The organism is Salegentibacter salinarum, from assembly GCF_900168115.1.
Taxonomy (GTDB): Bacteria; Bacteroidota; Bacteroidia; order Flavobacteriales; family Flavobacteriaceae; genus Salegentibacter; species Salegentibacter salinarum.
The window spans coordinates 295,283-320,717 of the sequence record NZ_FUZC01000001.1; the positions used below are offsets into that span (position 1 = coordinate 295,283).

General features: G+C 37.7%; 12 protein-coding genes. All 12 read right to left on the reverse strand.

The features are described 5' to 3' along the window. Positions 1 to 15 precede the first annotated feature (15 nt). Positions 16 to 2,361 carry a glycoside hydrolase family 95 protein gene (locus tag B5X53_RS01365; RefSeq protein ID WP_079711439.1) on the reverse strand — a complete coding sequence of 782 codons (2,346 nt, stop codon included), beginning with the start codon at positions 2,359 to 2,361 and terminating at the stop codon, positions 16 to 18. 7 nt (positions 2,362 to 2,368) lie between these two features. Further along, complete coding sequence (locus tag B5X53_RS01370; RefSeq protein ID WP_079711440.1) at positions 2,369 to 3,814, reverse strand: cellulase family glycosylhydrolase; 1,446 nt, start codon at positions 3,812 to 3,814, stop codon at positions 2,369 to 2,371. Between the two features lie 48 nt (positions 3,815 to 3,862). After that, positions 3,863 to 5,866 carry a glycoside hydrolase family 97 protein gene (locus B5X53_RS01375; RefSeq protein ID WP_079711441.1) on the reverse strand — a complete coding sequence of 668 codons (2,004 nt, stop codon included), beginning with the start codon at positions 5,864 to 5,866 and terminating at the stop codon, positions 3,863 to 3,865. A gap of 55 nt (positions 5,867 to 5,921) precedes the next feature. Continuing rightward, positions 5,922 to 8,264, reverse strand: coding sequence for a glycoside hydrolase family 31 protein (locus B5X53_RS01380; RefSeq protein WP_198550712.1), 2,343 nt, complete (start codon positions 8,262 to 8,264; stop codon positions 5,922 to 5,924). A 92-nt stretch (positions 8,265 to 8,356) separates the two neighbouring features. After that, positions 8,357 to 10,834 (reverse strand): beta-galactosidase GalB, encoded by a 2,478-nt coding sequence (gene galB / locus B5X53_RS01385; RefSeq protein WP_079711443.1) that lies wholly within the window; start codon positions 10,832 to 10,834, stop codon positions 8,357 to 8,359. 152 nt (positions 10,835 to 10,986) lie between these two features. Continuing rightward, complete coding sequence (locus B5X53_RS01390) at positions 10,987 to 12,405, reverse strand: hypothetical protein (RefSeq protein ID WP_079711444.1); 1,419 nt, start codon at positions 12,403 to 12,405, stop codon at positions 10,987 to 10,989. A gap of 15 nt (positions 12,406 to 12,420) precedes the next feature. After that, the gene (locus B5X53_RS01395; protein ID WP_079711445.1) at positions 12,421 to 14,010 is read right to left on the reverse strand and encodes a RagB/SusD family nutrient uptake outer membrane protein; all 1,590 of its coding nucleotides are present in this window, start codon (positions 14,008 to 14,010) and stop codon (positions 12,421 to 12,423) included. Between the two features lie 12 nt (positions 14,011 to 14,022). Continuing rightward, complete coding sequence (locus B5X53_RS01400) at positions 14,023 to 17,142, reverse strand: SusC/RagA family TonB-linked outer membrane protein (protein WP_079711446.1); 3,120 nt, start codon at positions 17,140 to 17,142, stop codon at positions 14,023 to 14,025. A gap of 220 nt (positions 17,143 to 17,362) precedes the next feature. Then, positions 17,363 to 21,499 (reverse strand): hybrid sensor histidine kinase/response regulator transcription factor, encoded by a 4,137-nt coding sequence (locus B5X53_RS01405; protein ID WP_079711447.1) that lies wholly within the window; start codon positions 21,497 to 21,499, stop codon positions 17,363 to 17,365. A 205-nt stretch (positions 21,500 to 21,704) separates the two neighbouring features. Next, on the reverse strand, positions 21,705 to 21,890 hold the full coding sequence (locus B5X53_RS01410) for a hypothetical protein (protein WP_079711448.1): 186 nt from the start codon (positions 21,888 to 21,890) through the stop codon (positions 21,705 to 21,707). 205 nt (positions 21,891 to 22,095) lie between these two features. Next, on the reverse strand, positions 22,096 to 22,608 hold the full coding sequence (locus B5X53_RS01415) for a DUF4625 domain-containing protein (protein ID WP_079711449.1): 513 nt from the start codon (positions 22,606 to 22,608) through the stop codon (positions 22,096 to 22,098). 383 nt (positions 22,609 to 22,991) lie between these two features. Further along, a complete protein-coding gene (locus B5X53_RS01420; protein ID WP_079711450.1) occupies positions 22,992 to 25,370 on the reverse strand; it encodes a TonB-dependent receptor in 2,379 nt (792 codons plus the stop codon). Positions 25,371 to 25,435: the final 65 nt, after the last annotated feature.

Consider the following 25,435-nt stretch of genomic DNA (forward strand, 5'->3'; position numbering starts at 1 on the left):
AAAAATATTTTTGTTCTAAAATATTATAGATTTATTTTCACCCTCCTCGAGCAATACCTCGATTTCCTCATCCTGATATCTTACTTTAAGCCGTTGCTTCTTTATCGATTTAAGTACTAATTTAGTAAGTTTAGCGTCCTGCCAGGATATATCTACTTCTACATTTCCGCGGGCTTTTAATCCTTTAATTTCGCCATTAGCCCATTCCTTAGGAAGCGCCGGAAGTATCCTTAAAAAGCCTTCGTGGGATTGAAGCAACATTTCAGCAATTCCCGCGGTAAAACCAAAATTACCGTCAATTTGGAAAGGTGGATGTATATCCAATAAATTAGGATAAATTGAGCGTTGCATAAAGATTTCAATATGTTTGTAGGCCTCCCGGGCATCTAACAAACGTGCATAGTAATTTATAATCCAGGCCCTACTCCATCCCGGTCCTGCCCCACCGTGTTCTAAACGATAATCTATGGTTTTACGGGCAGCCTCAAATAATTCAGGTTGGCCGCTTGTAATATCGTCACCCGGGTGCAAAGCGTACAATTGTGAAATATGTCGGTGCCCTTTTTCGGGTTCTTCAAAGGCTTCGTTCCATTCCAGTAATCTACCGTCCTCACCTATCTCTATTCCAGAGGTAAGTTTTTCGCGTTTACTTTTTATTTCTTCTATAAATTTATCATTTTCAACTCCTATAATTTCAGAAGCTGCTATAGTATTGTCAAAGACTTCAGCCATAATTTGATAGCCCATAGTGGTGCCATAGGAAATTGCTACGGTATCTCCCTGTTTATTGATATAGTTGTTTTCCGGGGAAGTCTCGGGAAAGGAAACCAATTTATTAGTCTGTGGATCTTTAGAAAGCCAATCGGCATAGAATTCAGCAAAAGACTTTAGGGCGGGATAGGCACGTTCCTTTAGAAAAAGCGTGTCCTGGGTAAATTGAAAGTGCTCCCAGTAATGCTGGGCTATCCATCCGCCACCATGAATCCAGGCGCCCCAATTTGCTCTTTCTGCACGCATCCATGGCGTTGCCCAAAGATCAGTTGTTTGATGCGCGACTGTGCCCTTCATTCCATATTGTTCTTTGGCGAGTATTTTTCCTCTTTCAATAAGTCGATCTGTTAAATCAAAGAGCGGTTCCTGCAGTTCGCTCAAATTTGCCGGGCCGGAAGGCCAGTAATTCATCTGGAGATTAATATTTAAATGATAATCGGCATTCCAGGGCGCTTCTATATGTTCGTTCCAAATTCCTTGTAAGTTCGCCGGATTAGTACCGGGCCTGGAACTCGAAATAAGCAGGTATCTCCCATACTGAAATAATTTCTCTATAAGTCCTAAATCTTCCTTTCCATCTTTAACATACTCCAGTCGCCGGTCTGTTGGAATGCTATCAATGTCTTTCTGAGCTATTTTAAAAGAAGTCCTGTGGTAGAATTTCTGGTAGTCCTTAATATGACTTTTTCTTATTTCATTTACATCCTTATTTTTTAAACTTTTAAGGGTTTCTGTGTTTTTAGAAGGATAATTTTCATCGTAAAAACTAGTATTGCAAACCAGATAAAGAGTGACCTCATCTACATTTTCAAACTTAAGCGCACCCTCGTGAGCAGAAATTTTTCCTTTATTACTATTTGCTTTCAGCAGGGTTTCAAACTTAACACCATAATCCAAAGCCGCTTTTTCAGAATTTTTAGCACCTCCAAATTGGGTGATCATTCCTTCCATTCTCAGAATATCGTTATTAGGAGAAGAAACAGAAACAGTTTTATGCCCTTTATCATCAGGACGGTCTAAAAAAACTTCAAAATCCATCCCCTCGGGATTGGAAGTTTTTATATGAATTACCATTACATCATCTTCAGCTGAACTAAATACTTCCTGGGAAAACTGATATCCATCGGCTTTAAAAGAAGATTCTGCAATTGCCGTTGCTAAATTCAACTGACGTCTGTAATCGGAAATATTTTTATGATTATAATCTATAAAAAGATCTCCCATAGTCTGGTGAGAACGGGTAACACCTTTATACGAAAATCGTTCTACCATCAAACTATCGGCTAACTTTAGTTTGCCTTCTTTAACCAATTTTCTAATTTTGGCTAAATCTTCAGGGTTGCCTTTACTATTGCCCCAATCAGGACCACCCGGCCATAAGGAATCCTCATTTAACTGAATCCTTTCTTTTTTTGGATCCCCAAAAACCATAGCTCCCAACCTGCCATTCCCAACGGGCAAAGCATTATCCCAGTTTTCTGCAGGAGAATTATACCATATTAATTCCTCTTCTTCCTGGCTAAAAACTGAAAAACTCAACAAGCCAAGAAACGTAGATATTAGTAGTGAAAAGTTGGTAGCTAGTTTCATAATTTTACTATTCTACTATGGCTTTAAGAATTTCGGGGAATTCAACGGCGCCACTATCCCTATCGAATAATGCAAAGCCATGGTCACCGACAAAGCCGTTATCCCAGTAAAACGGTACGAGCCCATATTCAAGAGCTGCATCGGTTACATATTCCACATAGGCTTTACGATAAGCTGCATGGTCTTCTACATTCAACCTGGCCATAGCGCCATATTCTCCCAGAATCACGCCTATCCCTTTATCAATAAAGTTTGTTTTCATTCGGTTAAACTGCTCATCTACAAAAGATTCATTAGCCCATTCCTGAGAATTTTCAGCATTTTCCCCCCATTCATAGACATCGCTATTTTCGTTTAAAGTAAAATCGTAAGGATCATAATAATGCACTTCCACCATAAGGCGCTCTTCCAATACATCTTCAGGAATTTCGGCGAAATTCACGGTATGATCTATATTGGTATTAAAGCCCTGAACAACCAGATGGCGGTAGTGATTTCGTCCGCCGGTTTCCCGCACGGCATCTACAAATGTTTGGTTAAAACTATTCTGTACCGTATAATATTCTTCGGTAGGAGTGCCATAATCTCCTTCTACCATAACTTCATTGGTACCGGCAAAGAGTAAACGGTCATCATAATCCCTGAAATTAATGGCTATTTGTTTCCACATAATTTCCAGCCTATCATTTACGTATTCCTGATCTTCGTAAGTAGGTTGCATCCAGCCATTATCCCAATGGATATTTACAATTGCATACATATCATTATCCAGCACATAATTCACCACCTCTTTTACGCGTTGCATCCAGCTTTCACGAATTTCGAAGTTTGCTTCATCTGAAAATTTACTCCAGGCCACCGGAATCCTCACGGCATCAAAACCGGCATTTTTAACTGAATCTATTAACCTCTTACTCACTATTGGATTTCCCCAGGCAGTTTCACCGCCGATAGCTTCAAGGGAATTTCCAAGATTCCATCCTACGCCCATTTCAGCTGTAAGTTCAACACTGGTTAGATTACGCATATTAGAATCATCCGGTGGAATGTTACTTTCCACATCTTCTTCAGCTTCTTCTGTTGCTTCCTGCGAAACTGAGACTTCCCGGGATATATCACCCGAAGTAATTATTATACTGCCAGATCTTGCTTCGGTATTTTCATTGGAAGCCACCGTTAAATTTACTGTTGCATCTTCTTCACCTGAAAGCGGGGTCACCGTTATCCACTCTAAACTTGAGGTCGTGATTTCCCAGTTTGAATTACTGGAAATTTCCACAGTTCGTGTTTGTTCTGAAGCCTCAAAACTGAGAGAAGCAGGTGATGCTTCTAATGTCGGCTCCTGAATTGGTGTTTCTTCAGTAACATCATCATCTTCGGAACAGGCCAAACATCCCAGGCTGATAAAAAAGACAAGGAATAAGGCCTTTAATTTTGAATTAGTTTCTTTCATAATATTTTAATTCTGAATGTATTAATAACTTAGCATTCTGGGAAAGCACTATAACTTCTTAAACCTTATAGCGGCACCTCCACTTTCACCCAATTCCAGGTTTAAGCTATCTTTGGAAGTAACTTCTTTTTTACTTATCGCTATTTTTGCAGGATTGTTCTGGTAACCGGTACCTTCAGCATCAGCATAGATTTGTGCTTCGTAAGTAGCATTTTCATCTAAAAAGGATAAAGGAATTTCCAGCTCGCGACTTTCTTCATTGGTGATACTTCCTAAGTACCAATCATCGCTATCAATATCCTTTCTTACGGTGGTGATAAATTCGCCAATTGCCCCGTTTAAAACCTTTGTGTTTTCCCAATCTACCGGGACATCTTTTAAAAATTGAAATTCAGGTTTATCTACATAATTCTCTGGAAGATCAGCCAACATTTGAATTGGAGAGTAAACGGTTACCAAAAGTGCCATTTGCTTGGCGGAAGTTGAATGCACTCTTCTCCCATCATAACCCTGGCTTACCTCAACATCTAAAATTCCCGCGGTATAATCCATGGGACCAGATAGCAATCGGGTAAATGGTAAAATCGTGGTATAATTTGCCGGGTTTCCATCACTCCAGGCATTGTATTCATTCCCACGAGCACCTTCCCTGGCCATTATATTTGGAAGCGTTCGGCGTTCACCGGTATCTTTTATAGGTTCGTGAAAAAGTACGGTTAGCTTATACTCGGCAGCTTTTTCTAACACATACCTAAAATAATTCACCCCAAACTGTCCGTGGTGCCATTCTTTCATATTTAATTTTGATCCTACATGGCCAATTTTTACATCGTGGATTCCCATTTTATTGTACAAAGCAAATGCACTATCTATCTGCTCTAAATAGTTATCCAGGTTTGAACCGGTTTCATGATATCCAATGATGCGAACATCATTTTCTGAAGCATAATCGGTTACTTCTTTAAGATCAAAATTATCGGCTTCTTTAGTAAAGCTAAACTGGTGCATGGCGTTTTCATACCAAGAGGGAGTCCAGCCTTTGTTCCAGCCCTCAATTAGAAGGTGGTCTATACCCAGTTCATTGGCATAATCTATATGTTCCTTTGCATTTTTTGTGGTAGCACCCTGAGTTTCACTTTCCCAGAAAGTGTATTTTCCGATATGCATTCCCCACCAAATTCCAAGGTATTTATAGGTGTTTATCCAACTGGTATCAGCAATTTGGTTTGGTTCGTTTAAATTTAAAATAAGGTAGGAGGTTATTAAATCGGTAGGTTTTTCAGCAATTTGCAGAGTTCTCCAAGAAGATTTAAAAGTTCCTTTGGTCCTTACTTTCACACCATCGGCCCAGGGCACCAGGTTAGCTTTTAACTGGGTGCCGGAAGTATGCTCCAGTGTCATACTTGCAAAATCTATAAGATTAGCTTCGTGGAAACTCAACGCTAGTCCGCTTTCACTTTCTATTGTAAGCGGTGTATGCACAGTATCTAAAGCACTTACTTTTGAATTTTCAAAAAGGTATTCATAGCGCTGCTCGGCGTAGGCGGGAATCCACCAGGCTTTTCCATCTTCCTTTAAATTGAAGGTGGTTAGCTCGTCCATGATAAAAATACTATCCTCTATTTCCTGTTCCGGAAAAATATACCGAAAAGCTATCCCATCATCATAAGATCTAAACTGGATTTCAAGCTTTCTTTTAGAATCGTTTTTTTCCTGAAGCTCTACCACGAGTTCATTGTAATAATTCCTTATCTCGTGCTTTTCTCCCCAAACCTGTTCCCAGGTTTCATCGAATGAAGATTCTTTAGTATTTACGATCTCAAAATTATTCAGGGAATCATTGTCTCTAAGCACAAAACCCATTGCTGAAGGCGAAAGCACTTCAATATCTCCGTGACTTACTGCATACTCAGGTTTATTATTATCCAGTTTAAAACTTATCTTGTTCTCTCCGTTAGGTGAGGCCAGTTTAAAACTATCTGCAGGTTCCTGTTGTTTATCACAAGCTAAGAATGATAATATCAGGCAGGGAAATAGTATTTTCTTAATCATATATTTAATATTTATATGGCAATTTTTATAAAATTGGGGTTAATTTTAAATTTGATTATTTAACCCATTCAGTTTTAAACGTGGTTTGCCCGCTCAATGGGTTTTCATCAACCTCAAATTCGTCTCCTTTTTTTGAGACAGAAATAGTTTGCAATTCTTCTCCATCAGGCAGAAATAATTTTCCTGATGCTGAATTTGTATCTTCAGAAGCAAAAACTTTTAAATTGATTTCATTCCAATCCATATCCTGGGTTGACTGGGCTAATTTTATATGCGGAATAATAGCACCGTCTTTTACTAAAGCGATAATTGGTATTTCCCCGGCTTCAATAGTATGCCATCCTGCTTTATAAACTTTTTTGGTTTGATAATCTATCCAGGTTCCTTCAGGAAGGTATACGTCTCTTTCGGTTTGTTCTTCAAACAATGGAGCAACCAGCATATCTGAGCCGAACAAATATTGATTGTCTATTAACCAGGAACCGGCATCATTAGGGAATTCAACAAAAAGTGCACGCATCATAGGCAGTCCATTTTCTGAACTTTCTTTAGCCTGGGCGTAGATATAGGGCATTAACTCGTACCGCATGTTATCGGCTTTTCTAAATGCCTGTAAGAAACTTTCATTATAAAGCCAGGGCTCTGTTGGTGGCTCTCCGTGACTTCTTACATGAGAAGATAACATTCCAAACGGCGTCCATCTTCGGTATAGATCTTCAGGAGCTTTTGTTACAAAACCGCCCACATCGTGACTCCAAAAGCTGAATCCGCTTAATCCTAATGAGAGTCCGCCCCGGAGGGTGGCTGCCATCGCAGTATTAGTGGTTGCTGCATCACCGCCCCAATGCAGAGGATATCGCTGGCTTCCTGCCCAGGTACTTCTGGCCCAAATTAACGAATAGCCTTTTACCTCTTTAGTAAGTTCGGCTACCGCTTTATTATATCGCAGTGGATAAAGATTATGCTCATAAAAACCGGTGCGTCCCGAATGATAAATGCCGTTGCCTGGAGCAGCCTCACCAAAATCTACTTTAAATACATCAACTCCCTGATCAAACAATTTTTTAAGCTTATTCTGATACCAGGAAACAGTCTCAGGATTGGAGAAGTCGAGTACCGCGTCTTCGTAGGGTAGGTTTCCTTTTGCATCTTTAACCGCCAAATCGTTTTCTACAATTTCGTTGAATAAAGTATTTTTAGGAGTAAAATATGGAAGTTGCCATAGGGATACGTGAAAACCGTCTTCTTTCAAATCTTCCATCATATCTACAGGATCTTCGAAACGATTTTCAGCAAATTCATAATTATTTCTCCAGTCTACATCAAACCAGCCAGTATCAAAATGAATGACATCGCTGGGAATTTTATGTTTCCGAAGATTGGCGGCAATTTCCCGTCCTTCATCTTCAGAAAAATAAGTAATCCTACTCATCCAGAAACCAAAAGACCAAAGCGGTGGCATTTCAGTTTTTCCGGTAAGGTTGGTGTATTCATCTAAAATATCTTTAGGATCACCAAGGAATACGAACAAATCGGCTTCATCGTCACCAATCATCATATTATTGGCGGCATTAAAATATTTACCTACATCTACCGTAATTGGGGAAGAAGTATGCATAAAAACCCCGTAACCACGGCTACTCATATAAAATGGAATAGGCTTGTACATAGTTTCATTCTGTACGCCATTGGCATCGTCTACCCATAAAACCACTTTTTGTCCTCGTTTATTGAATTGGGTAAAAGACTCTCCCATTCCAAATATTTTTTCGTTGGGTTCCAAACTAAAAACTGCTGCCATACTTCGCGAATAGTCACTGTTTCTTCTTACATAAGAAAAAGGTAAAACGGGAGTATAAGTATTGGCAACATCGCTAGTATGAATTGTACTGGTAAGTAACTTACCTTCTGCATCGTAAATTTTTACGTGCCAGGGTTTGGTAATAATCTCCACCTTACCATGATCACTGGTATATTCGTGACCCGCTTCTATTTTTGAATAATTCCAGGCTTCAGGATGGTTTGGTGCTGTGCCATCTATTAACATTAAAGATTCTTTCTGATTATGAAATTGCGGACCGGTAGCCATTTTTATCCGAATGGCACGATCTGAAGCAAATTGTATTTCAAAAGGAAGCTCGGGCGAAGCTTCATATTCGGTAGCAGGAAACTCGTTGGCAGGAACAGGGTTAGGCTTCATCAACATATTATTAAATGCCTGACTAGTTTGAAAGTTATACCGTCTGTATTTTACCGTTCCTTTTCCGGTTTCGGGGTCAAAAGATGCTAACTCATCGGCAAAATAGAAGGTGTTGGCATAGTCCTCAAAATCTTTACTAACATCAATTGGAGCGTTAAGTACATCGGCGTTTTGTATTTGAGCTTCAAGTTCGCCCATAACAGCCAAAGAACAAATACTTAGAAAAATAGTACTAAGCGTTTTTCCGCTTTTATTCCTTTTTGTATTAAATATTGTTTTCATCTTTTTAATTATTCTAATGTTATCGTAATTGAAGCCTCTTCAAGCCCCTCAGATTTCGCGCTTAGGCTTACCGTACCGGCCTCTTTTCCTGCCTTTACAATGACCAGGCATTTTCCATTTAAAGCTTTATGTTTTTTTCCTTTAAAAGATTCGTGATTAGTGGGATCTCCGCTGGCTACCCCAACGATTTCAGCCTTATCACTTACTTCAAAATTCACCAAGTTACCAGCCCGGGGAGCTAGGTTTCCACCTTCATCATTGATATAAACCGAAATAAAAACCAGGTCGTTCCCATCTGCCTTGATCGTTTTTCTATCTGCTTCAAGATTTAGCTTAGCAGGTTCCCCCGCTGTATTAATTTCTTTTTCCAGAACTGTTTTTCCATCTTTTCTGGAAACTGCTTTTAGAGTACCTGCTGTATAAGGTAGACGCCACATTACGTGTAAATCGTCATCTTCTTTCGATTTTGTTCCAAGGGATTCATTATTTAAGAAAAGCTCTACCTCATCAGCATTATTATAATACGCCCAAACATCTACCATTTGCCCTTCTTCCCAGTTCCAGTGTGGAAAAATGTGCAGAACATCTTCATCGGTCCATTCACTTTTGTACATATAATAGACGTCTTTTGGAAAGCCTGCGAGATCTACAATCCCGAAATAGGAACTTCTCGAAGGCCAGCCATAAGGAGTAGGTTCACCTAAATAATCGAAACCTGTCCAAATAAAAAATCCAGAAAGGTAGTCGTGTTTTTTTATAATTTTCCAGGTGGTTTCGTGAAGCGATCCCCAGGGAGTTCTTACCTGATCAAATGCGGAAATTGTATTATCAGGATTTCCGCCATCAAAAGGAATATCCCATCTTACCGGCCATATCTTAGTAGTATCAGACGGGAATTCATAATATCCACGGGTCGCCAAACCTGACGTGGTCTCTGTGGCGATAAATGGAGTATTTGGAAAATTTGTCTGATGTTGCGTATAAGTTTGGTGGGCATAGTTATAACCAATAAGATCTAAAGCGCCCGACCCTGCCAATGAATTAGGTTCTGCAGCTTCTTCAAATTGAAGGGTAACATTCTCATCGTTGGTATGTATTGGAGGGTTCATCCCGGCGGTCACAGGTCTGGTGGTATCCAGTTCCTTAACAATTGCAGAAAGTTCCCTACCAATTTCGGCTCCTTTTTCATTCCACTGTTCCTGGATTTCGTTTCCAATACTCCACATAAAAACACTGGGATGATTACGGTCCCTCAGTACCATGCTTTTGAGGTCTTCTTCGTGCCATTCTTTCCAATCCCCGGCATAGTCGTTTTCCGTTTTATGCTGTGACCAGATATCAAAAACTTCATCCATCACTATAAAACCCATTTTATCACATAGGTCCAGGAGTTCGGGTGCGGGCATATTGTGAGCAGTCCTGATTCCATTAACCCCCATTTCTTTTAAAATTTCCAGTTGGCGTTCAATGGCTCGTGTATTCACAGCAGCACCTAAAGGACCAAGGTCGTGATGCATACACACACCTTTTATCTTAATGGGTTTCCCATTTAGAATGAAACCTTGATCAAGGTCAAATTCAAAATCCCTTATTCCAAAAATTGTCGTGTACTCATCAATTATTTCATCTTCAAGCTTTATCTGCGTAACTGCCTTATATAATTGCGGATTCTCTACAGACCATAACTGGGGATTCTCGACCTGAAAGCTTTGTTTAATTTCTTTTTTTTTCTCTGAAGAGATTTGAATTTCATCATTCCTGGATGTGATTTCCTTATCATCAAAATAGATAGTAGTAGTAACCTCAGCTTCTTTTGGGCTGGCAAATCTATTTTCAATTTCTATTTGTAATTCAGCTTCTGCACTATCTTTAGTTACTTGTGGTGTTGTTATAAAGGTGCCCCAATGGGCTATATGAAGTTTATTTGTGGTAGTAAGCCAAACATTCCTATAAATTCCGGAGCCGGAATACCACCTGGAATTAGGTTGATCTGCATTATTTACCTTAACCAAAATTTCATTTTTTTCTTCGCCATAATTAAGATATGGTGTTAAATCATATTGAAAACTTACATAGCCATTAGGTCTGTTTCCAAGGTAAGTTCCGTTAATCCACACCTCACTATCACGGTAAACCCCATCAAAAATAATTTTAGTTATACTGCTGGTATCCTCTAATTTTTTCTGAAACTTTTTCTTATACCAACCTGTTCCACCGGGTAAAGCTCCACCGCCAGCACCAGCCGGATGATCTTTACTAAATTCACCTTCTATGCTCCATTCATGCGGGAGGTTTAAATTTTTCCATTCTGAATTATTAGATATAGAATCATTTTCATTCTTATTAAGGGAAAAACTCCAGTTTTCATTGAAAGATATTCGTCTGTCTTCTGGCTCAAACTCCATTTCACTTTCCTGGTCTGAACAGGAAATTAAAAGGCTTACAGCTATAATTGCAAAAAGGGATATATTTTTTCTAAAAATCATTAATTATAGATTTAAAAATGGGACTGGCCTGCACCTCTACCTAACCTGAATTTATTTAGTAAAAATCAGTTAAATATTTAACTTCAAGGCTTATAGTAGGAATTTAGGCAGTCCCATTTCACTCAAATGAATAATAAACTGAGGGCTAATTTTTAATCTAAAAGTTCATAATGAAAAGCAAGCCATTCATCTGAATCTGGATTATAGCTAGTTCCAAACCATAGTCCATCGTTTTCATAATCTTCAGTTGCTTTAATAACTGTTATTACATTTGTGGCAGGGCTCATCCAGTGACCATCAACCTGTATTAAAGAATTTTCTTCAAGTGTTATTTCATTAGTTTCTTCATTAATACTAAATGTCCCGGAAGTTTCTTCCCCATTTTGATACCTGGTATAATTCATTCCATTCCATTGGTCAAAACGAATCCAGGAATCTTCAGCAACTGCATCCCAGTCCGCATTCCAGCCCCAGTCTCTGGAACTATCTGCATTTTCTGTCCATCCCATTCCACCTATAATCCAATCTATTGGATTACCATCTGCATCCAGCTCCCAAACTCTACCTGAAGACTGCCCTCCGGTTAAAATTTGTAGTAATTCGCCTTGTTCAAAAGTAGGTTCAAAACCTTCATCTATACTTGGTTCTTCCTCTTCGGGTACATAATTATCGGCATATTCTTGTGAAATAAAATTATAAACCAATAAAGCAGCTCCATCACAATCATCCCTTCTAATCACCCCTAATTGCATAGTATCTTCTGTAAGAGATAAAACTCTTGTTTCTGTCCAATTATCTACACAAGCATCATTATTTGTACTATGCAGTAATTCTACATCATTTAAACTAAGAGTGTGATTATCTTTATCCAAAAAGAAAGTTCCTGACTGCTCTCCAAGTTCAGGAAGCATAAGATGATTGGCTGTTACATTGGGCCCACCTTGAAGGTTAAAGGTTATAGACCCATAATCGCCGGCTGGCATTAACCAGGTGTTAGATTCATATTCTGGTTGCCAGGTCCAGCAGTCTTCGCCATAACAACCGGTGTCTCCACCGTCCCAGGCCTCTCCGCCCTCAAGCCAGGCATTGTCTGTTCCAAAGAAGTATAGAGGTCCCGCAAAATAAATAGATTCTCCTTCTTCGTTTAGATCCAGCAGCCAGGTTTTTGACTCTCCAACTCCTCCAGTTAAGGAAGTCCATAATGGATCGTTTACATAATTAAGATTTTCTTCGGTAACACTTACCGTTACCGGTTCCAGATCTACAACACCTCCCGGAGTGATAACACTTAAATTGATTGTATAATCTCCCTGAAAAGCATAACGTACCGTATCAACAACTTTTGTAGAACGGCCTGTTCCATAATTCCAAACAGGAGTTGCTTTAGGAGTATTAAATCTTAGGATTACCGTATTTCCTCCGGGATCGGTTTCAAGGTCCTGGACTACTTCAAAATCAATTTCTGAAGGGCTCATAGTTTCGCCGAGTTCCATATCATCATTCTCACAAGAAGAAAATAATACCAAAAATGCTCCCAGCAATACAATGGAAAAAAGTTTTATATTTTTCATAATCTTATATTTTAATTACCAGCCGGGATTTTGAATTAAAGTCCCATCAGATAATGTAATTTGGTTATTCGGAATTTGTTGTAAACCTTCGGTTGCCAATACATTAGACGCAGATATGGTTTTATTAACCTCGTTACCTCCACTAAGCAGTGTCCTATCTTCAGAAATTACTTCGGCTGCTTCATCTACCCCTCTTCTAAGAAGATCCCAGTATCTTATACCTTCTAAAGCAAATTCAAGTCTTCTTTCCTCCTGAATTCTTTCCAGATTTACTGTTATAGAACTAAAATCATCCTGATAAGCCCGTTCTCTTACCTGGTCAAAATAATCCTGGGCATTCTGGCTGCCTAACTCGGCTGCCATAAGTAATACATCGGCATATCTTATTACGTAGAAATCCTGAAACTGGCCTATTTGAAAATCTTCTCCTCCAAGATCTATTACCACGCTACCACCATCTTCATTAGCCATAGGAGTGTACTTTTTAGTATAGTAACCGGTATACTCACGCTGACTATCAACTTTATCAAACGGAATCTCTTCTTCTTCAATTGCAATAATGGAAGCTTCCTGCCTTGTATCGTTCTCATCAAAAGCATCATAAATTTTATCACTTACCGTTATACCCCAACCATTGGCATAAGGATAATGAGTAAATTCACGCATTCCCAACATAACCATCCAGTGGTTTCCATCTGTATTTCCATTATAATCACTGGTATAGGTATGTTTTACCGAGAAAACAATTTCTTCGTTATTCTCTCCTGCAAAATTTTCCAGGGAAGCAGCTGGCCATAAATTGGCATAATCTGGTAGAAGTCCGTGACCACTTGAAGATATCACATCTTCTAAATGCTGTAGAGCATCTTGTTGTGAAACAAGTCCTACCAGGTCAGATTGGCCGTAGTACCCCGTATAATACAAATAAACCCTGGCTAACATAGACTTAGCAGCCCATTTTGTAATTCTTCCTGCTTCTACAGCAGTATAAGATTGATTTGGTAAATTCTCTGAGGCAAATGCAAGATCTTCAGCAATTACAGTATATACTTCCTCGGGATCTGCCTGGGGCAGATTTTCTGTGGTAGCTTCGGTTAATAGTGGAACATTACCCCATAATTTAACCATTTGAAAATAAAGATAGGCCCTAATGGTCCTGGCTTCAGATTCATAAGTAGCTCGAAGTTCTGGATCTTCACTCCAATCTATTTGGTCCATTTTATTGATCAGGACATTGCAACGATAAATTGCCTGATAGTAGGATACCCATAAAGTTTCATACAAATTCGCATCAACTGGAGAACGGCTTATATCAAATTCATCTACAGCCTGAAATCCATAACCATCGGCATTACCAGTTCCTCCATAGAAATTATCAGATAACACCATACTGGCCACAGGATAACTTAATCCGGCTACTCCTCCTGATGCGCGCTGCAAACCATCATAACATCCTACAAGAGCCGAATAGGCGTCACTGGGAGTACTATAAAAATTTTCATCATTAACTTCCGTCAATTGTTCTGCTTCCAGAAACTCATCTGTACAAGCTCCTGCTGAAAGTATTAGTAATGAAATAATTGAGTAAAAATATATTCTTTTCATAATGTCTTTTTTTTAAAATGTTACATTAAGGCCTAACATAAGCGTCCTGGGACGAGGATAATATCCTAAATCTACTCCTGAAGAAAATGAATAGTTATTCTCAGAAATTCCATATCCAACTTCAGGATCCATTCCATCATAATTGGTAAACGTGTACAGGTTTAAAGCAGAAGCGTAAATTCTCATTTTTGTAAGTCCAATATTCTCTGCTACCTGAGCAATGTCATAACCTATAGTTAGGTTGCTTAACCTTAAGAAATCGCCGTCCTGAACATATATATCTGAAAATCTTGTGAAATTTCTATTATCAAGTGTTAGTCTGGGCATTGTATTAGAAGAGCCCTCACCGGTCCATCTATCAAAAATAGCGGTGGTATGATTGGCGAACTGACTTGATTGATTTCTATACGACTGTACAATTTGATTCCCGGCTACGCCATTGGCACGTAGGGAAAAATCCAGAGCCTTGTAAGTAAAGGATAAATTAATACCATAAGTAAGGTCTGGATTAGGGTCTCCAATATTGATTTTATCCATATCATTTATAACTCCGTCGTTATTCTGATCTATGTATCTAAGGTCGCCGGGGCTTGCAGAAGGTTGAATTAACTCACCGTTAGCGGTGTGATTACTAACCTCGGCTTCGTTTTGAAAAACCCCACCGGTTTCCAATCCCCAAAAATATCCAAGAGGAAAGCCACTTTCTGCGCGATAAAATTCAGGCGCATTATCAAACAACTGGTTTGTTGCCCCGTGAATAATCCCGTCTTCTGTGGGGATATTACCGACTTCATTTTCATTATAAGCACCGTTTACACTAACATTATAACTAAAATCACCGTGACTTTTTCCGTAACCAATTGCGAGCTCTATACCTCTGTTAGTTACATCTCCTCCATTGATAAAAGGTGCATCTGCACCGGCGGTAGCCAGAATTGGAGCTCTAATTAACCAATCTCTTGTAGTCTTATTATAAAGATCCAGGTTTATATTCAGGCTATTGTTAAAAAGCCTTGCATCCAGACCAATATTAGCTTGCTCAGAAGTTTCCCATTGCAGATCAGGATTTGCAAGTCTGCTTGGATACGCACCAGGTGTTAGCACGCCTTCTTCATCTCCGAAATTATAGTTAGTATTGGCAAAGGTAATTGGTGCCAGGTATTGGAATGCTCCTGCGTTTTGATTACCTACCTGTCCCCAACTTGCTCGAAATTTAAGAAAGCTGATCGTTTCGGAATCTATTAGAAAATCTTCTTCGGAAGCAATCCAACCGGCAGATATAGATGGGAAATAACCCCATCGATTGCCCTGCCCAAAGTTTGAGGATCCATCTGCCCTAAAGGTGGCATTTATTAAATATTTATCCAGGTAGCTATAATTTAACCTGCCAAAGTAAGACATGCGTTTATTTTCGGCATTTGGCCCACCGCCAATTTGAATTTGTGAAGCATCTGAATTATTTAGGGCATTATCTAACCAACTATGTTTTAAATCGTTAAAAATTAGATCTACATTACTCCCATCCATATAAGTTCCCTTGTAAGAATAGGCTTCACTACCTAACAAAACTTCAAATTCGTGATCTTCAAATAGATTAAAATCATAGGTTAATAAGTTATTCCACAATAAGGAATGTCCTTTACTTTGAGACTGATATACTCTATCCCTGTTTCTAAATGAATAAACCGATAGTTGATAAATAGGCTGGTAAGAATGGCCTTCTGACGCAAAATAGTCTAACCCAAGGCTGGTTCTGAATTTTAAGTTGTCCAGAATTTGAATTTCAGCATAAACATTTCCCAGTAATTTTTGATTGTTGCTCTCGTTCTGATTGTTATAAACCATAGAAGCATAAGGGTTAGCCCACTGGGTTAACCAGGGATCAGAATCATTGGAAGTATCATAATAATCACCTTCTTCATTATACATTGGAACTAATGAAGGCACCCCAAAAGCATTACGAAGGGTATTGCTATATTGATTTCCCACGCTTACGCCATTACTATTTATATAAGCGAAAGTCAGGTTTTCTCCAAAAGTTATAAGTCCATCATATAATTTATGTTCTGAATTTAACCGAAAGTTGATTCTCTCATAATTGGAAAGGTCTTTCCCCCCCACAACACCTTCATCTCCAGTATAGGCAAGAGAAGATGAGAAAGTAGAAGTCTCACTTCCGCCAGAGAAGCTTAATGTATAATTTTCGGTTATTGCATTGTCTACAAACATCTCATCCATCCAATTGGTTCCTTCTCCCAATTCTGCAATTTCCTCATTACTGAAAAATCGCTGACTTCCGGAATTCAAAGCGGCTTCATTTATAATTGTTGCGTATTCACGGGAGTCTAATAAATCTATTTTATCTGGTACGCTTTGAAATCCATAGTAAGTATCTAAGGTTATTCTTGAAGTTCCACTCTTCCCACTTTTAGTAGTCACTAAAACTACCCCGTTTGAAGCCTGGGAACCATATATAGCGGCCGAAGCTGCATCTTTAAGTACCGAAATAGATTCAATATCGGCATTATTCAAATAAGATATATCTCCTGTAAGAACCCCATCTACTACATACAGAGGAGAATTATCACCGGTAGATCCCATACCTCTAATTACAACATCCATTCCTGAACCCGGCTGGCCCGACGTTGAGGTTATTTGCACACCGGGGGTTTGACCCTGCAAAGCCTGTAAAGCATTTGTAGTACTTTGGTTTTGTATATCATCTCCGTCTACCTGAACGTTTGCCCCGGTAACTAAAGTTCTTCTTTGCGTTCCATATCCTACTACTATCACCTCATCTAATTCAGATGAATCAACCTCCATGGAAATATTTAGTTCAGATTGCCCGTTTACCGGAACTTCCTTGGTAGTAAAACCCATGTAGCTAAAAACAAGTACACTATTAGGTGCAGCTGTAATTTCATAATTTCCGTCGAAATCTGTAGAAGTTCCCTGGTTTGTACCTTGTATTAAAATTGTAACCCCGGGAATAGGTAAACCATCATCGGCTGAAGTTACGGTTCCTGTTATTATAAGTTCATCTTCCTGTGCCTTCACCGTACCGGTAAAAACTAAAAAAGATAAAATCATTAAAAACAGAAACCTGGAATGTTTTTGTAATTTCCTTATCATAATTTAATGAATTAAAGTTTAATTATTTCCAACTACCTGAAGTGTCTTCTCTCAAACGTTGTAGTGGTTATTTTCAATTTTGAAATGTACCAAAAAGATAAAGTTAGGTAGGGGTATAAAATCGTTATGATAAGGGATAAAATGTTTACACCCATTGAAAAACAATGAGTTATAAATGAAGTTTTGCTAAAATTGACTTAATATATTGCAATATAAAAATTTATCGGGGTGTATTTCTTCGAACTTTAGATCTATACTGAGAAGGTAAAATATGGAATTGTTTCTTGAAATTCTTAGTGAAATATTTAGGATTATTAAATCCTACTTCAAATGCAATTTCTGAAATAGTAAGATTACTTTTTATCAATAATTCTTTTCCCCGGCTTAAACGAATATCACGAATTAATTCCTGCGGAGATTTCTCCATTTTAGTTACTAATTTGTTATATAAAAAAGTTCTACTCACTCCTAACTGGCAGGAAAGACTTTCTACAGAAAATTCGGGATTTCCAATATTTTCTTCTATAACATTTAAAACCCTTCTAATAAATTTTTCTTCCTGAGATTCTATAGTAATCTCTTTCTCTTCTATATTGATCTTTTTGGAGTAGGCAGATTGAAAAGCCTTTCGTTGTGCAATAAGATTTTTTACCCGTGATAAGAGCGATTCAAAATTAAATGGCTTGGTTATATAATCACTAACACCGGTTTTTAGAGCAAAAAGCTTCTTCTCTTCCTGTTTATTTGCCGTAAGAAGTATAAAAGGAATATGTTTTGTCCTGTTGTCCCGGCGTATTTTTCTACATAAATCTACCCCATTCATTTCGCGCATAGCCCAATCTGAAATTATTAAATCTGGCTGTACAGAAAGCGTCTTTTTCCATCCTTTTTCCCCATTGGTTGCCACAAATACATCATAGAATTGTTCGAATTCCCTGGTTAAATAATTGAGAAAATCAATATCATCCTCAATGATAAGAATTGAAGATACATTTTCCTCAATATCAGATTCTTTTAGGCCAGTGACTTCTTCTTTCCAGTCATTCTTAATTTCCTGCGCCACTTTTTGCTCCTCTTTAATTATTGGCAAAGGAAGTTGAAGTAAAAATGTTGTTCCAAAACCTTGCTTACTTTCTACTTTAATCTCGCCTTTATAAAGGGCTACATACTCTTTTACCAGAGAAAGACCAATGCCACTCCCCGAGGTAGATTTAAAGTTAGGATCATCTACTTTATAAAATCTTTCAAAAATATTTTCCTGGTCTTCTTTAGAAATACCTATACCCGAATCTTTTACCAGAATGTTTAAATCTTTATATTCTGTGCGAGCGCTGTTTTTTACTAAACATTTTATAGTAATTTCCCCTCCTTTGGGTGTAAATTTAAAGGCGTTAGAAAGTAGGTTAAAAATTATTTTATCTAATTTATCCCTGTCAAAAGAGGTGAAAAAATCTTTTTCTTCTAGCTGTATTTTATAATTTATATCCTTTTTTTCTGCCAGGCTCTCAAAGGATTTAGCGCTTTCTTCTATACTTTTTATTATGTTAGCTTTAGAAGTAGCGAGTAAAGATTCATTTTTAATATTGCCCAAATCCAATACCTGATTAATTAAATTTAAAAGGCGATCTGCATTCTTATTTACTAATTCTAATTGTTCTTTGGTAGCTTGCTGAAGAGACCTTGTTTTTAATTTTTCAACTATTGCTAAAATTAAAGATAGTGGGGTTTTAAATTCATGACTAATATTGGTGAAGAACCTTATCTTCATAAGGTCCATTTTATGTAAATAATCGGCCTCTCTTTTTTCCTGTTCAATTTGAAACTGACGCCTGTGCTTTTCAATAATTCTCTTACGGGCCAAGTAGAGTATCATTACAAGCACAAGAAAATAAACCAGGTAAGCATAATAGGTTTGGTACCATGGTGGCAACACTTCAATATTAAGACTGGCAGGATTGTTATTCCAAATTTTGTCATTATTAGAAGCTTTTACTAAAAAAGTATAAGTTCCGGGGTCAAGGTTGGTATAGGTCACTTTCCGATTATTACTACCTGTTTCCTGCCAATTCAAATCAAACCCATCTAGTTTGTATTTGTAGCTATTTTTAGAAGGCTGGAAAAAATCCAAGGCCGCAAATTCTATTGAGAATAAATTCTCATTATGTTTTAAAGTTATATTAGAAGTTTCATCTATTGATTTATTAAGGATTACCCTGCCATTCACTTCCTGCCTGGGTTTTAAAGACTGATTAAATAAATCAAAAGAGGTAAAGACAATTTCAGGTTTATTCTGATTAAAGTTAAAACTATCTGGCAGGAACAAATTGTAACCATTTAAACCACCGGCCAGTATTTCCCCTTTACTTGTTTTAAATAGTGCATTTGCATTAAAAAGTTTTCCTTGCAAACCGTCTTTATTGTCATAAACCCTAAAATCTGGAAATAATCTACCCGATCCTTCAACCAAAGAATCTTTATGGAATTGAATAAGGCCATAAGAGGAACTCAACCAAAGGTCTTCGTTATTGTCTTCAATAATTGCCAGAACATTGGTGCCGGGCAAACCATCATTTTCGTTGTAATTATAAAAACACGTAGTTGTGGGGTTAAAAAGATCTAAACCATCTTCTGTACCTATCCAAATTAAATCTTTACTATCCCTGTAAATGGAGATAATATAGTTACTCCCAATACTATTTTTTTCAGTATCAGAAGATATCCTGGTATGCTTTTGAGTATCGGGATTAAAAACATCTATTCCATTTACTCCACCAACCCAAATATTTCCGTCTTTATCTTCAGTAATGGCAGAGATATAACCATCGTTTTGAAGTTGAGTACCTTTATAAACATCGTTTATATGTTGAAATTCATTTTCATCTTGCCTCAACAAATAAAGCCCGCCTTGTAAAGTCCCGGCCCATAGAATCCCCCTTGAATCTCTGTATAATTCCCAAACACTTTTAACTTCTACTGAAGATGAATCTGTATTTTTAAACTTAAGTTTTTCAAACTCATTTCCATTATATCTACAAAGGCCACCAAGATAAGTTCCTATCCAGAGATGATTGTTTTCCTGAAGCAGACTAACAACAATGTCACTACTAATACTCTTAGAGTTTTCGGGTAGGTTTTTATACTGTGTATAAGATTTTTTCTCTCGGTTATATTCAATTAAACCGCCACCATTGGTCCCAATCCAAAGATCACCTTCATTATCTTCTGAAAATACATTCACATCGTTAAAAGGAAGACTCTTATCGTCTGAAATCAAGTTTTCGTAGTTTGGAAACCTTAGAATATTCTCATGATAATAATCTACCCCGTTTTTAAATGTGCCAATCCAAATAATTCCGTCGTAATCTTTATAGAGCGAAGTAAGACTGTTGTGAGAAAGGCTATTTTCTATTTCTACCTGGTTAAGAATATAAGTAGTTTCGGCTTTCTCTTTATCAATAACCGTAATCCCACCGTGATCTGTTGCCACCCAAATTCTGCCATTGGGAGCCACCACAATATCACTTATTAAATTGCTGTTTAATTTGAGTTGAGAAGATTCTTTATCAAAATGTTTAAATTCACTTTTTCCCTGATTATAATAAAACATCCCGTGTTCTCCGTATAGGTGAATCCACAAGTCATCATCCTTATCTACAACAAGTTTATATTCCTGCAAATCATTATTAAAACGATTATTGAGGAAATCTTCTTTGGCTTTTACCTTTAGAGTATTGCCATCTAATTTTTCCAGGATACCATTGGCGTACAGCACCCAAAAATCTCCTTCACTATTTTCTTCGAAATCAGAAATTCTAGAAATTGCCAGGCTATTCTCGTTTTTAGAAACATCTATTTGCTCGACTTCTTCATTATTCGGGTTATACCGTGTTAGTCCCCCATTCGAGTGAATAAACAAAAAATTACCTTTTGAATCCTGTTTGATATTTTCTACTTCTTTTAAAGGGATTCCAAACTTTTGGAGGATTTTGAATTGATCACTTGAAAAATTACTGGTGGTGGGGTCAAAAATATAAGTGCCCCAGGAGGTTACGGCCCAAATATTTCCAACAGGATCTTCAAAAATATTACTGTAATTCTTAGAATGAATAGTGAGCGTATCGGCAGGGCGCGGATTAAAAACCTTTACCTCATAGCCATCATACCTGTTTAAACCAGATGATGTGCCAATCCACAGAAAACCTTTACTGTCTTTAAAAAAACTATTGATAGATCCGGGAGAAAGCCCGTCTGAAACACTAATATGGGAAAATCTATAGGCTTCTTTTTCTTCCGGTGATTGTGCGAGCACTACCGGACTAAAAACGTAAGTAAATAATATAATTAGGGCTCGAATCAAGTCGATTATCAGGTTTAAATTGAATGCATATTACAATTTAAACTTTAAAAAGATAATTCCTAAATCACGAGGCCTGTTTTTTAATATATCTTGAAAAACTACAATTAATTTTTGTTTTTATAAATTTCGTTGTACAATTATTAGTTAATTTTTGTTTGGTATGTGGCCAATATTAAACAAGCCATCTCCTTTTTTAATTGGTGGATTAAAAACTTTTATAAAGTATAAAGCCATCAACAGGTGCATATATAGTTTCAAGTTTGTTTCCGAAGAGATCGGTAACATAACCCAGTTCCATACCTTTCTTTATATAAACCCCACTACTTATATTACTATAGAAAAATCCCTCATGGTTACTTTCCACGGTAGTACGCTCAGAAATTAACACCATTTATTTCTTCCCCATTAAAAGAAAAACTGGTTTGCTGTGCCTGAATTTTAGTAGCTAAACTTAGCGCTATAAGGACTATTATTAATTTAAAATTTTGCATAAGAGATTTGGAGTGCTGATTATTAAAGGTCAAACACCCCTATTTTTAGAGTTATATAAATATGGGCTACAAATTTTGTAGCCCATATTTAATTAATTGTGATCATTAATGGTCGTGGTCATGATCTTCGTCTTCGTGATCGTCGTGGTCCTCTTCTCCTTCAATATGAAGTTCTAGAAAAGCCTGGGATTCATTCCCAGCCGTATCGGTAACAAACACACCAAAATGATAATGTCCCTCACTAATTGGTTGTCCATTAATTTCTGCAGGAACCGGGATATGCATATGAGCTTCATGAATCGTATTTCCTGCTTCAATTTCAAAAACTTCATTATAACTCCACGGATTATTTTCACTCTCGCTTTGTTTTACAGAGGCGTGGGTATGATCATCAAAAGAATTATGTACTTCCAACTTAAATGAAGCAAGCTCAACATTATCTGTGAAAATAGCGTCAAAGTGTATTTCTCCTCCAGGAGCAATCTCTTCTTCTTCAACTGGATCGGCTATGCTAATTTCGGGTGCCTGGGTATCCATATTCGCGTCATCATCTTCACTACAAGAAGTAATTAACAAAGTGGCTGTAATACTGAATAAATAAATTAACCTGGTTTTCATTTTTATAATTTTATGTGTTCTAAGTGTACTTATATTTTAATTTAATAGTGCGGTAAGTACTGTCACGGGAGGACCCCTTAAAAGGAAATTATAATCGGGTTGATGTACATAGTTTTCAAGACAGCAAAATTTTATTTTTACTCCCTGCAAATTTGTTTTAATAAACTTTTCACTCCCCGAATTACCAAGAATTGATGGTGAAACCCCGTTTAAGTGATAGGTACAGGAATGGTATTCAAAATTATTAGATACCTTGATAGTAATTTTTTTGCCGGACTTGTAATTATTATGTGGCACTACCCAATAATGCAACGCACTCGTAACTTGAGGGATTAGAAACCCCACCAGTAAAAAGATTGTAATATGTATTTTAAACCTGGACATTATTTGATGGGTATTTTAACCAGGAGTTGAATATTCCGGCCCATTTCCGGAATTTCCAATGCACGGTAAAAACTGGTATGATTAAAATATTTAGTATTAAATATATTGGTTGCCTGAAGGTTAACACTGGCTCTAAAATTCCCTATTTTGAGATTGGTACGAAAACCTCCACCAAAAATGCTGTATCCGGGAGTTATTTCTTCATTCTGCGCTATTCTATCCTGTTCAAATGCAAAAACCGTATTGCCAAAAATTTCGGTATCCTCAAATGTTTTTGAACCTTCAAGGAAATCATAGCCTATTTCCGCAAATCCGTTAACTGGTGGCGTAAATGGAAGCGGGAAATTCCGCGAAGTATCCGATGTTAATTGTTGGTTATATAAATATTCAAAGGTAAGCTGGGTATGCCAATTCCTAAAAAAGTTGGTGCTAACATCAAATTCAATACCTGCAAGCACGGCTTCACTTTGGGTAAACTTATAAATCTGCCCTGCGTGGGGGAGGATGGAAAACTGGCCGCTTGGGTTTAAAAAAATATAATTATCGAAATAATAAGCATAAGGGCTTAGAGATACCTGAAAAGATTTTTTCTTATAGTTGAGTTTTGCATCAAACACATATCCTTTTTCGGCCTCCAGGTTTGGATCCCCTTGTTCGTGCCTAAAAGAGCCGTGATGTATTCCGTTTGCTCCTAACTCTATTGCGGTGGGCAACCTGAAACTGGTTCCAGTATTGATGGAGAAATCCCAGTGCTTTTTAAAATTATAAAGTAGTCCACCCATCAAATTCATATTGTTGAAATTTCTTTGTGTTGGGGAACTTCGGGTTGCATTTTCATTTGCACTTGCCTCTGTACTACCGTTTTCGATTAAATATTGGTATAGATTTTCGTCATAAAACCCTTCAATGTCAATCTTACTAATATCCAATCTCCCACCGAAATTAAGCTTGAGTTTTTCGGTTAGCTGGTAGGAATGGGTTCCATATATACCCTGATTTATTCGGACATATTCGGGTAGTAAAAAATTGAATCCGCTTATATTGTTATCCTGAAGCTGGGTTTGTAAGCCCAGGCTTGTAGTATGATTTTCACCCAGGTCTTTGGAGAATTTTGCCTGCAGGTCGTAGGTATTCAAATTAAAATTCAATTCAAGGTCGGGATTAACTGATGGAGCAACCTGCCCGGTATAGTGTGTATGGAAACGACTCCATTCCTGCCTGTGGTTATTTTGAAAACCTAACACAACTTCAAGGCTGGAATCGTGAAAAAACCATTCGTTTTTATTAATGAATTTCATATGGTTCACTCGCTGAAATGGATACTCTATATTTCGGTAGTCGCCATCATGCTGAACCCTACTTGTAGATGGAATACCATGAGAACCTGGGAAAAACCCTGATTTCATATAAACATTACTAACGCTAAATGTTCCTTTATAATGCGTACCCTGAAATCCTATTTGGCCATATAAATCATTTTCTTTTCCAGCGGTATTTTTTAGTTTCTGATTGTATATAGGAATATTCCGGCTTAAGTAAACAATGTTGTTGGTAGGCACTGAGTAATCTCCAAATTCACTAGCTGTAGCCTTAATTTTGTAAAAAAACTTGTCCTCTTTTAATGCCAGGTTAGTTGAAATTGCAAGGGTATTGTTTACGCTCTTGGTAAGACCTATCACTTCTCCCGAAATCCCATCATCCTTGGGCACTCCATCGTTTATTATTTTGATTACCCCACCAATGGCATCGCTCCCGTGCTCTATAGCTCCAACACCTTTTATAATTTCAATATTCTCCACGGAAAAAGCATCAATTTCGAGTCCGTGATCTGCGCCCCATTGCTGGCCTTCCTGTTTAATACCGTTTTCGCTTACCGCTACACGGTTGAACCCAAGCCCACGAATTATAGGTTTGGAAGATCCCGACCCAATTTCTGCCGCATTTACCCCGGGAAGTCTTTCCAAGGTATTGGCCAATGATCCCGAAAATTGCTCCTGTAGGAATTCTTTGTTTACCTTTTCTGTATTTTCTGAGGAAGAACGCCTGGCACTACCATTTAATAAAATGGCTTCAAGGGCAGCTGCGTCTTCCTGTAGTTTAAAATTAACCACAGTATTTTCTCTTAATGAGATTATCGTATCTGAGGTTCTAAAACCAATAAAAGAAACCCTAATACGGTACTCACCTCTTTTTAAATTACCTATGCGGTAAAGACCATCTTCATTGGCTAAGACAAACCTATTATTAATATGAACATGGGCGCTTTCTAGTGGCCGCTCCTCCCTGTCTACAACTTTACCCTGTAGATTTAAATGTTGGGAATAGGTGAAAAATGGTAAAATGGTAAAAAGCAATAAAACAAATTGAGTTTGCTTCATGGTAAAAACACTGTGATTAATTAAAAAAGACTGGTTTTAAAACAGCAGCAAAATGCTGACAGTTT